The organism is Thermosporothrix sp. COM3 (genome assembly GCF_059696735.1).
On record NZ_AP019376.1, the window covers coordinates 1951812 to 1966239 of the forward strand.

A 14428-nucleotide genomic window follows, 5' to 3' on the forward strand; every position below is an offset into this window, starting at 1 on the left:
CTGCAAAGTAAGAAAAGGTTGATGAGTAATGGCTAATAAGATTGTATTTCAGTAAAGCAGTTCTGTCAACTCGCATTTCTTGAAATATAGGATATTCTTGCTATTGAGAACTCTTTATGAACAACGAATCAGTATTTATACATTTGCAAGAAGCAGGTGGATACAGGAATAGTTGAAATAGAGAAAACTCAGGGCGAACCTGCATTCTGAGCCCGGAAGAGAGAAGCTAGAATAGAGAGGCAAGAAAGTCAGATCGTATGCTGATAAATCCTTTTATGAATCCCTTCCGCAAGTACACATGCCCTGCCTGTGGAACGGAGTTTTACCCGGGAACTTGCCAGATTGATGCTACCGTGACAACAGGCGGCGACCCGCTGCGGGAGAAGAAGAATAGCTTTTGGGCCCGGCTCTATGTGCCTCCGCTCGTTGGCTCGAAGTATGCGCTGAAGCAGGCAAGGCGGCGCTGCCCGGATTGTGGGCATTACTTCCCGTATAACTTTGAGCGCACCCGCAACTATACCATCGCGATTGTCGGGGACGTCTCGGCGGGCAAAAGTCACTATATCGCGGCCTGCATCGATCAACTGAAGAAGTATGGCCTTCAGGTGACAGGCTGTAGCCAGATTATCGGTCTGGATTCCGCCGACGATGATTTTAACAGCAGGTTTTACCGGCCCGTCTTTGTGAATCGCCAGCAGATTCCGCCAACGCAACCGGCCACGAAAGCGAATACGCCGCTGGTATATGAACTGGTGTATCGCCAGAGTTCCACGCTCTTCCCGCCAAAGAGCGTCAATCTGCTCTTTTACGATTCCTCGGGCGAAGATATCGTGCAGCAGGATCGAATGGTGCAGTATAGTTCGTATATCGCTTTCGCCTCTGCGATCATCTTTCTGGCTGATCCGTTGACGATGCCCAATATCGTGAAAGAGCTGCCCAAAAGTATGCAGCCCCGGATTCTGCGCGAACGAAGCTCAACCGAGGTTTTGAATCGCGTGATCCATACATTCCGAATCGCGCATGCCATAAACCCGCAGCGCAAGATCAAGACCCCGATCGCGATCACCGTTTCAAAGTCAGACTTGCTCAAATACGTGATGAAGAAAGAGCGCCAGGAGCCGTTCTTTCTCCAGGATAGCGTGTATACGAATGCGATCAACAGCAACGATTTTGAGAAAATAAATGGCGAGGTGCGGTACATGCTGCAAAAGTATGGGGATTACACGCTTGTGGAGACGAGTGAGGCCTTTAAGAATGTGTCGTACTTCGCTGTCTCCGCGACGGGCTTCCCGCCTGACGCAACAGGGCGCTTCCCGGTCATTGAGCCCAAGCGCTGCCTGGATCCGCTCCTCTGGTGCATGTGGAAACTTGGCATTATTCAGGCGAGCTAGTTTTATAGATCCACTTTGTGGGGAGTGTTTCTATCTTCAGCCAGAGAGTAGATGTTTATGATTGAACAATTATGGTATACATGGTCAACTATCGGTCTGGGTGGAGCGGCTGGTTTTCAGATCAGGGCTGCTTCCGCCGGGCTTGCGAATACGCGAGACATGCATGTCCGGCAATTAGATAAATACTTGCGCTATGAGCTTCCGCCGGGTGTGGATCATTATAATGCAGATCTGACAAATACTCCTCGCTGTCTGGCCTGGCTGAATGCGGATAACCAGCGAATCATTGTGCATAAAGCGTATGTGGGGAAAGATGGCTACGGGCGGCCTGGTGTCTTCTTTTGTCATCTGCTCGCGGGAGTTCCTGAGACCTTTCCGGCCAATGCCATTATTGAGCTCTGGGGATCGCCTTTCTGGCAAACAGCCGAGCCGGAAGGGCATACCTCGACCGAACTTCCGCAGCTTGATGAGGAATTGAGTATTGTGGCTCAAGGGGAGCTCACGCAGGAGCGGATCCTTGACGTGGTGGACTATTTACCCTCGCTCATCTATGCCTTTTTCTCGTTGAAGGAGTCGCAGAAGATCTATATTGCGGCACGTGATGAGCAGGTGGCAACGCTTATTTTTGGGCTCACACAAAGCCTTCCGTTCTTGTTGCAGCAGGACCTCACGTTCAGTACCTACGAGACCGATATTGCTGCGTCGCCGGCGCTGATCATTGGCACGGATGCGGCGACACCGGAAGAGCTCCCTCGCGCCTTTCCGCAAACCTATCGAAGCGAGGCGGGCTTTGCTATCAATTGCTGGAAGCCGCCTGTTGTGCTGCCGGCGGGAGAGGCTACGGATTATGCAAACCTCGTGAAGGACTGTTTCCGCAAGGGCGATATTTCGCGCTTTGAAGCGATCCTGCTGGCTGCCCAGGAGAGCCAGGTTCAGGACAAAAAAGCCTTTCTGGACTTTGTCCGTGTTGCGGTTTCTATAGAGAAGAAGAGTCTGACGCGCAACGATGTGTTGAAAGTGCTCAGCGATATCGATCTTGCCAGTTACTATCTGAAGCAGCCGGAAATGCAGGTATATCTGCTTCAAGAGGCGCTGAAAGACGCTCTCTGGTGGCAAAGTTACCCTGCTACTTCTATCAAGCAACTGAAACAGTCGTATGGCGTAAGTAAAGCGCGCTTAAAAAGATTGGAAGGAGCGCTTGATGATTTTGCTGGATATATCATGCGATATGCGTGCAGATGCTTTGAGAGGCGCAGTACATCTGCTTACTGGTATCAGTTACTCCAGATGCTGGACATCATTGCGCCTCCCGAACGCAATGCAGAGCCGTGGCGGGCGCTTCTGGAACATCATTCTGCTTTCTTGAGTGCGCATGGTTTGCAGGCGCGGGAATACTGCGGATGGGGAACGCGTCTCGACCTGCTTCAGCGATGGAAGCATCTTCATGCGGATATTCCGCTCAATCAGATAAAACCGTGGCTGCCCTTCGATTGGATTGATTTTCACGAGTTTCTGAAGCATGGTTTCCCTGAAAGCTGGCAGTGTGTAACGCTCAAGGAGTTGCTAGCGTCGTTCTCATACCCGAATTTTCTTGGTACCCTGATCATGGAACATACACCTGTGTTTTTGCAGGCTACACGGGAGCTTTGGGCGCAACCGGAGAAGCGCGTAACCGTATTACGCCTTTTTCAGTATGTTGTGGAGAAAACGCCTCAATATCAGTATCTTTTCCTTACTCCAATTTTACAAGATCCAGCACTCGATCAGCGGCAACTGGAAGAGGTGCTTAGTTGCGCAAGGCTTACCGATGAGCAGGCTGTAGAAGTAGTGAAAAAGCATGCCGCCGTTTTATTCCAGTTTATAGGTCTTCGATCAGTACAACATATATTTTGTTTATACTATAGCAATTTTTTGTATCATTGGAGATATCTCGATGAAAAAGACAGAGATATTTTCAATACGCTTGTCTCCTCTCGACTCCTGAATGCGAAGTTGATACAGTTGTTAGAGGAATTTAGAGTAATTACGATCCGAGATGGAATACAGTGAGCACAGAGGCGTTGAGGCATAGAATCGGGGAGGATATCAAATTATATAAGAAATATAAACTCTTAGAGCAAAAAGAGTATATATCCTGGTTGTATGATAAGATACTCATGTATGGTATCCAGATGGACACGTCAGAAATGCAAGCTCGTTTAAGTATCGCTGTTGAGTCTTTTGCCCCATATATCACTGGAAAAGGGAAACATTATGATATGCTCTATAATTTAGCGTGCCATCTTGGAGATTGCTATCATGAAAAAGTCACGTTACGTTGTTTCCAGGTATTTACGCAATGTGCTTCAAACTATGCGCAAGAAGTAAATAAAGATGCAGATTTGTACAGGAGAAAAGTTGAAGCGATCATGGAATGTTTGTTGCTACGCTTCGATGATACCCATCTACAGCAATTTGATGCTGAGATCTTCAAGTTGTTTCGTGGAGATAAAGCCGCTATCGGGTGTTATCACCGTGTACGAGAAGCACAAAGGAAGAATCAGCCTGAAAAGCGCTGGTACACGAACATTTTCAAGAAGGTGACAGGCTCCATAAAAGCCATTTCACCCGATCGCGTCGACAAAAAACAGCCTGCTCAATCTCAGGCGCTGCAACAACCGGGAACGATGAGTTCGCAACCCGTGCAGCAACCACAGGCGGTGAACTCACAACCTATGCAACAATCCCGGGGAATGATTACCGGCCAAGCTGATGAAGCAATGGTACAAAAGGTAATGCAGTTTAAAGAAATCTATATTGAGTATCGGCTGAAAGAAATAGAGAAGGAAAAAGCTAAACTCTCAAGGATAAACAATGAAAAAGAGTATAAACTACTGGATGAGGAAAAGAAACGCTTGAATAGATTGAGGGATAACCGGGAACAGGTGGTAAGGCAGATAGTTGCTGTACATAATGCAGTTTATCAGGATCTGCTGCGTGAATCTTACCTGAACGAGGTCGAGTTGAAGATTGAGGGAGAATATGAAAACCTCCGAGAAAACAAGCTAAAGAAAGAAATCAAGCGGCTAGCCTCAAGGTCTGCCCGAGGAATTATTGCTGTGGAACATCCAGATCTCAAAGATGTTCTTTATCTTTTTCTTCGCCTCCGCTTTTTTGAGGTGGTAATGAATAAATATAATGGGTCTCAATTTACAACACTTGAGCAGCGGTATAGTCATATAATCCTGTAAGAGAGAGTAAGAAGCAATGATTACGCCTCATATCTTAGATAAACAGGCTGTACGAGCCGATTTAGAAGAAGCTGCAAATATCGTCAAAGAGAGTGATGAACTGGCGGCTGATCGGCTCAATGAGCTGGCTGATGCGGTTGACGGGGGCAGTTACTCCGATGCCTGGGCCGCCAGCGATATTCATCAGGTCATAAACATTCCTGCAATTGTGCACCATTTCCGTGAGCATGGCGGGAAAGGCTGCTTTGTGGGCTGGATTGAAATGATCCGAAACGTGCTCATTTTGGTGCCACTGATGATCACATGGTACGGCATTTCGGGCGCTATTTCGGCGTATGGAGAGCTGGTACAGGCAGATGAGCGGAAAAGCACGCTCCCATTCATTCTGCTCTGGCAGCAGGGATTCGATGGGCGCCTGAACGGAGTACAGGCTTTCGGGACCATTGCCACGGCTGATTTCATCATTCTGTTCTGCGTGGTGATCCTCACAGTGGTGTCGGCTTACCTCACCTCGTTGAGTCGGCAGAAAAGGGAGGAGGACGCAGACAAACTTGAGCGGCTGCTGATGCATGGACTGGCCGGGGCGCGTCTGTGTCTTACTACCAAAAACTGGACGCAGCCAACCAACTTTGTGACGCGCTTTGATCAAGCCATCGATTCATTTAAGCAAGTGGTGGGTGAATTGGTCAAACAGATACAGGAAGAGCGCGACGCACTTGCGAAGTTGGCGACCAGACAGGAAGAAGAGACGAAGCTGTTCAGCACGTTCAAGGGCGAGTTGCAGACCAGCATGACCGGTGTCTCTACCTCGGTGAGCCAGCTTCAGAGCACCCTTACCAGCCTGACGGGTGCTGTACAGCACCTGCAAGGGGATATCACGGTGCTCTCTGAACCGGTCAAGCAGGTAGCACAACAGCAAGGCATCCTGACGACCAATAGCCAGCAGGTGATCTCGTTGCTGGATGCACAGATCAAGGCGCTGACCCAGATTACAGATCAACATGAGCAGTTGAGCAAGGATCTTCAGGAATCGCTGCGCACGCTGGAGACCACGCTTCAGGAGAATAACAAGCAAGCAGACGATTTTGCCGAAACCATTCAGGAGATCAACAAGAAATATGTTGATTATCTGGATAAGATGCGAGATGAGCACGAAGAGCAAAAAGATCTCTCGAACCGAATCTATGATGCCGCTGAACGCATGGGTAGAACCATAGAACTCCTGGAAGAGTGGAACAACGAGATCAGCGCGGTAAACATCAATATGCATGATATTGTACGCCGTCTGGCAGGGATTGCCCCGAGCAATCCTTAGCAGGGTCTGTTGTAGAAAGGATACAATTGCATGCATAAGTTTGCGACGCGGGATACCGTCCTGCTCAGCGGCTGGCTGTTCGCTGATCTGCTGCTCGGTCTGATGGTCATCTTTCTAGTCTCGATTCCCGGCCTTCCGCCAAAGATCATCCCGCCGCCGAAGCTTGCCGTATCGCCCGCGGTGCTGGAACCGAGCAATCCGAACTGCAAGCCTAGCGGAGATGATATCTACCGCTGTACGGTCTCGCTGAGTGAAACGATAGACTCGATCGGAGACATGACCTGGGAGAGCAGCAACGATATGAGCCCTGCTATTACCTTCTCGCCCGGCTCGGGATCGTTTTCTCCGGGGCATACGGCGAAGATAACCATTGATCATATTCCCTGTCAGACGGGCTCCTTTACCTTTAAGGGATCTCGCAGTGCACAGCCGGTTACCGTTTTCTGGAAGTGCGCGTTATCGCCGGTTATGCTGGACCTTCATTATCAGGTATTCCATGTGCATTTGAGTGACATCGATGGGTTTCTGAACGGCTCTTCGAGCGTGATCAATGACGTCAAACGGCAGGCACGCACAAAGATCCAGGCGCTTCATCACCGGGTCGGACTGGTCATTGCATATGGCGGTGCTCCTGAGGTCGGAGACATATCGAGGGCCCAGAGTATCAGCAGGAAAATGTATGACGTGCTGCTTTCTCTGGGGCGAGAGAATTTCGCGCCGATGAAGAATGCGACCTCCTATCGGGAGCTCTACAACTTAAACTCGTCCGCCGATGATGTTGAGGTGCACGTCTTCCTCTTCAATCGGTGATCGGGTGCCGGCAAAACAGGAAGCAGCCACTCGACTGCTTCCTGTAAGGGAATGCGTCTCAACGCTTGCGGAGAGCGTGGAGTCCACACAACGACGGACTCCACCGGACATTTAGAGGTACAGGTTGCTTCCGCCTGAGCGTTTCTCTGTGATTTCCTGGGCAATAGTACTGAAGGTTTCCGTCAGGCTGTTGAGATCGGTAAAGAGGCTCTGTTCTGTCGAAGAGGCGATTGCTTGCAGGAATGCCTCGTCAGCGGCCCCAAAGCCGACGGCGATCACCTCTATCTGCTCTTTGTGGCAACGCTTCGCTTCCCGTATCGCGGCCTTCTGGTGTATCCAAACGCCATCAGCCAGCACGATGGCATAGCGGAGCCCGCGTACATCTTTCAAGAGCCTGTAGATGTGTTTGAAGGGGTGAGCCTTGTTAGAATAGCCAGTGCGGCCAATTTGCAGGTTGCGGATCGCACGATAGAGCTGGCGTTCATCCTGGGTAGCGTTGAGCTCGACAAGCACCGTGTCGGAAAAGGAGATCAAGCCGATGGAGGTGGTTGTTAAATCGCACTGCTGAACAAAGGCCTCCGCAGCCCTCTGGGCCTCTCTGAGGGGCGTTCCACTCATACTGCCGGAAAGGTCGAACGCGAGATAGATCGTCAGGTGCTCGTGGTTGGCGGCTGTATGCGCGTCTGGAGATTCGAGGAAGCGCGCGGGAACATCGGCGGGGACCTCTTGAATGTCCAGCCGGAGCGGAGTCCTCGTCGAACGCTCGATCGCCGACACATTGACCACGCCGTTTTTATCATACGCATAGCTGATATCCAGCGTGACTTCGTCACCCGGCACCGATGGGAACTGATCGAAGACATAGCGTCCCAGATAGACACATTGTTGGGGATCGTCGCTCTCTCCCTGAGTCAGGAAGACCTCCAGTTGTGTATCACCGGAGCGCCGAAGCTTCATTTTGTAGGGGCGCGTCTGCGCTGTGGGGATTGGCAGGTTCTTCCGAATCAAGATACTGTTGAGGTAGCGTGAGCGATCCTCGCTGACGGCGATCATGCCCAGGCTGTGAGCGATCACGTCGGTGGTGCGTTTGCGGCCAGAGAGCAGGTACACCGTCTGGTTCTGCTGCTCCATCTCCATCGTAGCCTGAATCGCTGCGCCAAGTGCTACCGCCTCATCGGGGTTGATGCCGCCCATTGCGGGCTTTCCCGACATCTGCTTGATGAAGGTGTGGACCATCGGCATGCGGGTTGAGCCACCGACCGGGAGCACGCCATCCAGATCGCTCCACTGCATCTTTTGCTCTGCCAGAACGCGCTCGGTTAACAGCCTGGTGCGCTCCATTAAATCGCTGGTAAGCTGCTCGAACAGTTCTCGGGTGACGGTATAGGTTCCTGTATGACCGGAGGCGTGCACACGAATATCGGCGCTCTGACGCACAGAGAGTGCATGCTTCAATTTCTCGGCCTGCACGCGCAATTCATTGATATCATCGCCGACGAACTCGCTGTCGAATTCCTGCACAAACTGCTCTTCCAGATAGGCAATCAGGCGGTCGTCCCAGTCCTTGCCGCCAAGATTGTGATCTCCCTCGGTTGCTAAGACGGTCAGATCGTTGGCTGAGATCGAGATGAGCGAGATGTCAAACGTTCCACCGCCCAGATCATAGACCAGCACCCGCTGTTCTCGCTGCGCCGAGCCCGGACGTAAGCCATAAGCCAGCGCGGCAGCCGTCGGCTCACTGATGACCTTCAGGACGTGAAGGCCTGCTTGCTCACCAGCCTCAATGGTTGCTTTCCGTTGATTATGAGTAAAGTACGCAGGGACTGTAATCACAGCATCAGTCACTGTCTCTCCGAGGTGTTTTTCTGCCTGCGCTTTCAGGTGTTTCAAGACCAGCGCCGAAAGCGTCGTCGGGGTATAATCCTGACCGGCAAAGGTATAGAGCGCGTACGGGTCGCCCATACTGCGCTTAAAGAACGAGACGACCTCGGGATCACCGGTTGCCTGTCGCTCTTTCGCTTCGTCGCCGACGAGGTATCCGTGAGCATCGAAGGCGACCACTGAAGGAACGGTGGCCTTTCCAAACTCATTCGGGATGATCTCCGGTCGTCCCTGCGGGTTGACGTACGCGACGACGGAGTAGGTGGTTCCTAAATCAATGCCAACAAATGCGCCCAAAGTGTCCCCCTTGTCTTCACTCATCGAAATCGGACGGCTTCAGAGGGCCAGCCATCGACCCTCTGAAGGTTGCGCTCAGGATATGACCACGTTCTTCGCACGGCTTTTCGCTTCCTGGAATTCCTCCTCTGAGATGCCGCGAGAGGTCTGAATGTCGACCTCGATCACGGAATTGCTATCCGGGTGCCGCCCGGTCATATGGAGGCGTCCATCACGTTGAAGCTCAAATGTGACATCAATACGGGCTCCTGGGGGGAGGCCATACGGGAGATTCAGGACGGCGTTGCCAATTTCCTCGCCAAAGGAGGGATCGTCAACCACTGCCGTTGAGTATGTGTTTTCGATTACCTGGAGTTCGACCGTTTCTTGATTCGCCTCTGCGGTTCGATAGGAACGCGTTTTGAGCGCTGGCAGGGGGTCATTGACGAGCACGATGTTCGAGATGACCTCTCGATTGGTTGCAGGGTCTATAGCGATAATGCCGAAGCTGTGGCTTGCAACATTGGTCACCTTCATGTCCAGTGCTTTTTTCGCGGAACCCAGCACAAGCCCCTGCTCCTCCGCGACCTGACGCACTGCCTGATCCACAAGTGTCTGATCGACTGCCTCAACGTCGACCTGTTCGGTGGCGGTGCCCGTCATATCGGCAATCGCGGTCTTAATCTTCTCGCCGAGCAACAGCTTATAGCCGTAGAGCGCGGCCCCTTTGGCAACTGCCTGATCAGGATCGAAGATGCGCTGATGAATATCGAACTCAGCCGTGAGCCGTTGTGCGACCTGAGGCATACGGGTCGAGCCACCAACAAGGAGGATCTCGTCAATGCGGCCATACCCACGTGATCGGGCCTCATCCATGCAACTTTTCGTGAAGTCAATGGTGCGCTCAAGCAGATCGGCAGTCAGATTATTGAATGTCTCTCGCGAGAGAACCACCTTTTCACGTTGTCCGGCATGCACGATCGCAATCGTTGTTTCCTGGCGGGCAGTGAGCGTTTTCTTGGCATCTTCTGCCTTACCCCAGAGATCTTGCAGGGTTTCTTCAGAGTTCAGCGGGTCATCAGAAGAGCCGGTCTGCTGCTTCCATTGCTCGGCGAGATACTGCACAACGGCTTCATCCCAGTTGCGCCCACCAAGATTGTGGTCTCCCCCCGTGGCGATAACCGTGATTGCGCTGTCTTTGATATCAATCACCGTCACATCGAACGTGCCTCCGCCCAGGTCATAGACCAGGACGGTCTTATTATCTTCTTCCTGTAAGCCATACATAATGGCAGCGGCGGTCGGCTCGTTAATGATCTCGCGCACGTTCAGGCCCGCAAGCTCACCGGCTTTCGCGGTTGCATCGCGCTGCGCAATACCGAAATAGGCGGGGCAGGTAATGACGACATCTTTCACTGGCTGCCCGAGATACTCGGACGCGTCATCTGTCAGCTTCCGTAAGATATAGGAAGAGATTTCCTCGGGGCTATACTCAATACCTTCGTGGATGAAGCGCCAGTGGGGGTCTCCCATTTGCCGTTTCACCATCTCAACCACTTCACCGGGGGCCAGCACAGCGCTGTTCTTCGCCTCTTTTCCTACGATGCGCTCGCTTCCCGCGAACTGGACAACTGACGGAGTTGTAGGGTCCCCCTCGCGATTCGGGATCACCACCGCTTTTCCGTACTCATCCACATATGCGATACAGGAATATGTCGTTCCTAAGTCGATGCCAAAGACTGTCTCTTGACCCTTCACAAACTCTCTCCTTGTTTCTTGTGCGACCCTCTTGCAACCCACAGTGCTGGCATGTGCGTGCTATACTTCTGTGTGCAGGGATGCATCAAATTTGTACGTATCTACCATTTCAGGACGTAATACTTTTTCTTCATAAAGGAACCCTTTGCGCACCCTGCGTGCAATATGCTTATCGAGCGAAGGGTCCGCAGTGGGAATGACTTTCACGACCCGCTGCTTGCTTGCGACGAACGTCGGCTCATCGAGCTGGAAGGATTCAACCCCATTCCGATGCAGAATCTCTTCGGTGGATTCCAGGAAGGAGTGAAAGAGAGGAAGAGCGCTCTCGTGTTCCTGCTGAACGTTCGGGCTTTCGAGCAGCCTGGAGAGGTCATCGTACATAGCGATCAGGTCGAGCAAAAGCGGGCGGAGAATTTTAAAATGCAGGCCGGCCCGATAATCCTGTAACTCGCTGTGGAGGCTGTCGATCAACTGACCTTTACTGGCATCATATTTCAGCTTGGTATCGAAGTCTCTCCTGAGCCCTTGCATCTCCGTCTGAAGGTCGCGCAACTGAGCAAGAACGTGCTCGGCCAGAGCGGCGGGAGCCTGATCGTCCTCCGGGGTTACGCCGGGATTGGCTGCCTCAGGTTCATCTGGTTGGGGTTCCTGCGTTTTGAAATCGGCGCTCTCGTCCGGGCTGTGCGGTGTTTCGGAGACGTAGGACTTCTCGTCAATTTCTTCCATACAAATTACGTCCTCTGCATGCTTGTTTGGCTATCGCCGCTCTATCAACGGGATAGGATCTCTCTGAAAAGAGCGAGAAAAATGTTATAGAAAAGATGATAGGAGAACCTCTTTGAATTTCCTGTGATGTAGACATGCTGGCATGAACAGGTTCCCTGCTGGCAGATGGGTCTTGACCACTATTTATTAGTATATTCCTGCATAACGATACTGTCAATATATCTTGCTTATTTTGTATAGATTTCCTAATCCAAATAAAACATGAAGTGTTATGAGAAGAATGCGGTGATGGGTGAGTCGCGATGTAGAGCCGTATCACGCCCTATTGGAAGGTTATCCTCCCGTTGTATTGAGCGACTCGGTGGATGGTGTTAGAGGGTTTTCATGCTTGCTCGCTTCCAGTATTTGTGCAGGTAGGCCTGTCGTTGCTGATCTGTCTTCCGAGAAAAGCAGCCGTGCTCATGCCGATCTGCTCCTGAAAAGTTTAGTAGAAACGTATGTTCTGTATTTCTTCCCTATTATAAGGAAAGAAAAGGAGAAAGTAAAGAAGGAAGGGAGAAATGTGCAGAGGGAAGAAGGAGTCTTCTTTAGAAAAAGGTCTGCTTCTCTCTTCTGCTGCATCAGGATATTCTGAAGAAAAAGATGTGGCACCAAATATTAACGGTACATTCTCTATATGCGAGCTGTTCATGTTTTGATGATGTGATTGGCATACTGGCGTTTTGTTGGCTGACACCGAGGCAAAAGGTCTCTAGCGGATATTTCAGGTGTTGCCAGTTGTATCTGGAAGATAGCTTGTTGTTGCCAGATGTTTGTTTCATTTCTTCTATTCATGTTCCATTATTTTGTGTAGAGAAAAAGGAAGTTACTCCTAAAAAGAGGTAGAATTGTCAATAGAACGAATATTCCACAAAATATATATTGTACTCCTGGAATGAAATATGATACATTGCATATTATAAAGGAGATATATGTTTACGATGGATGTTAGATATTCTCTTCTTTTCTTTTGAAGGTATCAAGCAGCTAACGAATGATTTCTGAATGCGCTCTTATGCCAGGAGGAGTATCATGAGCTTTCGTCCAGAAGAGGGCATCCGGCGCTTAAACGAACTATTGCAAGAAAGATATACACAAATACCTGATGAGTACTATATTCTTGCAACAAGGTTGAGAGAGAACCGTGAAAACGCTCTCAAATTTGGTGATGACCCGGAGAGCCGAAAAGAGCGGACACAGATTATGTATGCATTGCACCTCTTTTCAATGGAGAAAGTCGGAGTGCCATTTGCTGATCTCTGTGAGGAGGCGTATGCTTCACAGCGGGAGGGAAAGCAATTGTCTGCGAACAACCAGTTGCTTGGTACCGGGAAGCGGTGGGCGGTCCTGGTCGGCGTCGGGCGCTATCAGGAGCCTAAATATGACGCATTGCCTGTCTGTGTTACCGACGTGGGCAAGATCGCGTGCCAGCTCTATGAGAATGGAAGCGGATTTACCGAGAAAAGTATTGTAACACTGGTCGATGCGGGAAAGCGCTCACCGACTCGTGAGGCGATCCTGACCTGTGTCAAGCGTGTCGCGGAACAGGCCGAGGAAAATGATCTTCTCCTTTTCTACTATAGTGGACATGGTGATCTCGAAAATGATGAGGGCTATCTGATCACTTCTGATAGCGTGCAGAATCGCTTGAGCGAGACGGCAGTTCCAGTCGCACAGCTCGAAGATATCCTCAAAGCATCGCGAGCAAAAGCAAAGCTGATGATTCTCGATGCCTGTCATGCGGGGGTGAAACTCTTGAGCAAGGCTGCGAAGGGGTTGCATCCGAAGTTTTTCAAGCGTGTTTTTGAGCGGGCGCAGGGGATGGCTGTGCTGGCCTCATGTGGACAACATCAACGAAGCTTTGTCTGGGAGGAGAAACAGTGCAGCGTCTATACCTATTTTCTGATCGAGGCCCTGCAAGGGAAGGCGGATCGTGAGGGAAAGGGCTTCGTGACGGTGACCGACATTAACGAGCATGTGACCAATCGTCTGGCGGCGTGGTCTGAGCACAACAACGAGGTGCAGACGCCGACCATCCAGCTTAGCGGATGCGGCGATATGATTGTGACCTATTACCGGAATGAGCATGTACCGAAGGCGCGATCAACTGAGGCTGAACCAGCAACGCCAGGCGAACCCGCTTCCTCTGTGCCTGCCTCTCCAACCTCCTGGAAGGAATGCGAGTCTGTGCTTGTGCGTGGTGAGTCCTATGTGCTGGATCCGAAGACGGTTCAGGAACAGGCCGCTCCTGATGAGAGTGCGATGCTGCGGACTGCGCGGGCTCTCCATGAGAAGTCGGGAAATAGAGTTATTCTTAAGCAAGCAGTTATTTTTGAAGAAACAAAGGCCGCAAATTCTTTTGCGGAAATTGTCAGGAAAGAATGGCGTCTTGCGCAACGGCTTGCACAATTTCGGGAGTTCCCGCGTGTGGTGCTGGAAGAGGGGGTCCTTGACGCTTCGCGTTCGCCCACTCTGGTGTATGAGGCATGGACTGGTCCCACGCTGAGGGAGCTTTTTGAGCGCTCGGGCGGGTCACTGACACTGTTAGAGACGACTGCGCTGGTGCGATGCATGCTCTCGATCTGCGAGATGCTGGCGCGCCTGCACGATCAGCTCTGTTCTCATCGGGCATTGACCGCCGATACTATCATTTTGCTGCATGGTGACACGAAGCGCCCGGTTCTGCGTGACTTTGGGCTTGCCGCACAATGGCCTCGTGCCGGGAAAGAGGTGGTGCCCATCAGGGCGCCAGAGCAGCGCTATAGCGCGTTAGGATACGCTTTACCGGGGCTGCGGACAGATATCTATCAACTGGGGGTAATTCTGTATACGCTGATAACCGGGCAGCCGTTCTCAACCTCCAGTGCGGCAATGAGTGTGTTGCCAGCTTCGTATGTGCCGGCGATTCAGAGGGCGGTTGCGCCATTGCCAAAGGATCGCTGGCGTACCATCGGAGGGTTTGCTGCCGCACTGAGAAGCACGTTAGCAAAGAGGTGAGCAGA

Annotated in this window: 9 protein-coding genes; 6 read left to right on the plus strand and 3 right to left on the minus strand. The window is 51.3% G+C overall.

Annotation, left to right across the window (positions count from 1 at the left end; all coding sequences use genetic code 11):
* Positions 1-257: 257 nt before the first annotated feature.
* From KTH_RS08595 to KTH_RS08615, 5 genes are all read left to right on the plus strand, one after another.
* A complete protein-coding gene (locus KTH_RS08595; RefSeq protein WP_497617848.1) occupies positions 258-1391 on the plus strand; it encodes a TRAFAC clade GTPase domain-containing protein in 1134 nt (377 codons plus the stop codon).
* A 57-nt stretch (positions 1392-1448) separates the two neighbouring features.
* Positions 1449-3440, plus strand: a complete 1992-nt coding sequence (locus KTH_RS08600) for a GAP1-N2 domain-containing protein (protein ID WP_497617849.1) — start codon at positions 1449-1451, stop codon at positions 3438-3440.
* Between the two features lie 137 nt (positions 3441-3577).
* Complete coding sequence (locus KTH_RS08605; protein WP_497617851.1) at positions 3578-4621, plus strand: hypothetical protein; 1044 nt, start codon at positions 3578-3580, stop codon at positions 4619-4621.
* 16 nt (positions 4622-4637) lie between these two features.
* Positions 4638-5936 (plus strand): hypothetical protein, encoded by a 1299-nt coding sequence (locus KTH_RS08610; protein WP_497617853.1) that lies wholly within the window; start codon positions 4638-4640, stop codon positions 5934-5936.
* A gap of 30 nt (positions 5937-5966) precedes the next feature.
* Positions 5967-6746, plus strand: a complete 780-nt coding sequence (locus KTH_RS08615; protein ID WP_497617855.1) for a hypothetical protein — start codon at positions 5967-5969, stop codon at positions 6744-6746.
* Positions 6747-6857: 111 nt separating this feature from the next.
* Here the strand turns inward: KTH_RS08615 and KTH_RS08620 are convergent, their stop codons facing one another.
* The 3 genes from KTH_RS08620 to grpE form a co-directional block, all read right to left on the minus strand.
* Complete coding sequence (locus KTH_RS08620) at positions 6858-8924, minus strand: Hsp70 family protein (RefSeq protein ID WP_497617857.1); 2067 nt, start codon at positions 8922-8924, stop codon at positions 6858-6860.
* A 75-nt stretch (positions 8925-8999) separates the two neighbouring features.
* Complete coding sequence (locus tag KTH_RS08625; protein ID WP_497617859.1) at positions 9000-10661, minus strand: Hsp70 family protein; 1662 nt, start codon at positions 10659-10661, stop codon at positions 9000-9002.
* A 60-nt stretch (positions 10662-10721) separates the two neighbouring features.
* Positions 10722-11387: a nucleotide exchange factor GrpE gene (gene grpE / locus KTH_RS08630; protein WP_497617860.1), complete on the minus strand. Its 666-nt coding sequence runs from the start codon at positions 11385-11387 to the stop codon at positions 10722-10724.
* A 1071-nt stretch (positions 11388-12458) separates the two neighbouring features.
* Between grpE and KTH_RS08635 the strand changes: the two genes are divergently transcribed.
* A complete protein-coding gene (locus tag KTH_RS08635) occupies positions 12459-14423 on the plus strand; it encodes a caspase family protein (RefSeq protein WP_497617862.1) in 1965 nt (654 codons plus the stop codon).
* Positions 14424-14428: the final 5 nt, after the last annotated feature.

What these genes read in the sequence shown, in the direction of transcription:
- KTH_RS08595 (WP_497617848.1), top strand. Translation starts at nt 258, where the DNA reads ATGCTGATAAATCCTTTTATGAATCCCTTCCGCAAGTACACATGCCCT.
- KTH_RS08600 (WP_497617849.1), top strand. Translation starts at nt 1,449, where the DNA reads ATGATTGAACAATTATGGTATACATGGTCAACTATCGGTCTGGGTGGA.
- KTH_RS08605 (WP_497617851.1), top strand. Translation starts at nt 3,578, where the DNA reads ATGCAAGCTCGTTTAAGTATCGCTGTTGAGTCTTTTGCCCCATATATC.
- KTH_RS08610 (WP_497617853.1), top strand. Translation starts at nt 4,638, where the DNA reads ATGATTACGCCTCATATCTTAGATAAACAGGCTGTACGAGCCGATTTA.
- KTH_RS08615 (WP_497617855.1), top strand. Translation starts at nt 5,967, where the DNA reads ATGCATAAGTTTGCGACGCGGGATACCGTCCTGCTCAGCGGCTGGCTG.
- grpE (WP_497617860.1), bottom strand. Translation starts at nt 11,387, where the DNA reads ATGGAAGAAATTGACGAGAAGTCCTACGTCTCCGAAACACCGCACAGC.
- KTH_RS08635 (WP_497617862.1), top strand. Translation starts at nt 12,459, where the DNA reads ATGAGCTTTCGTCCAGAAGAGGGCATCCGGCGCTTAAACGAACTATTG.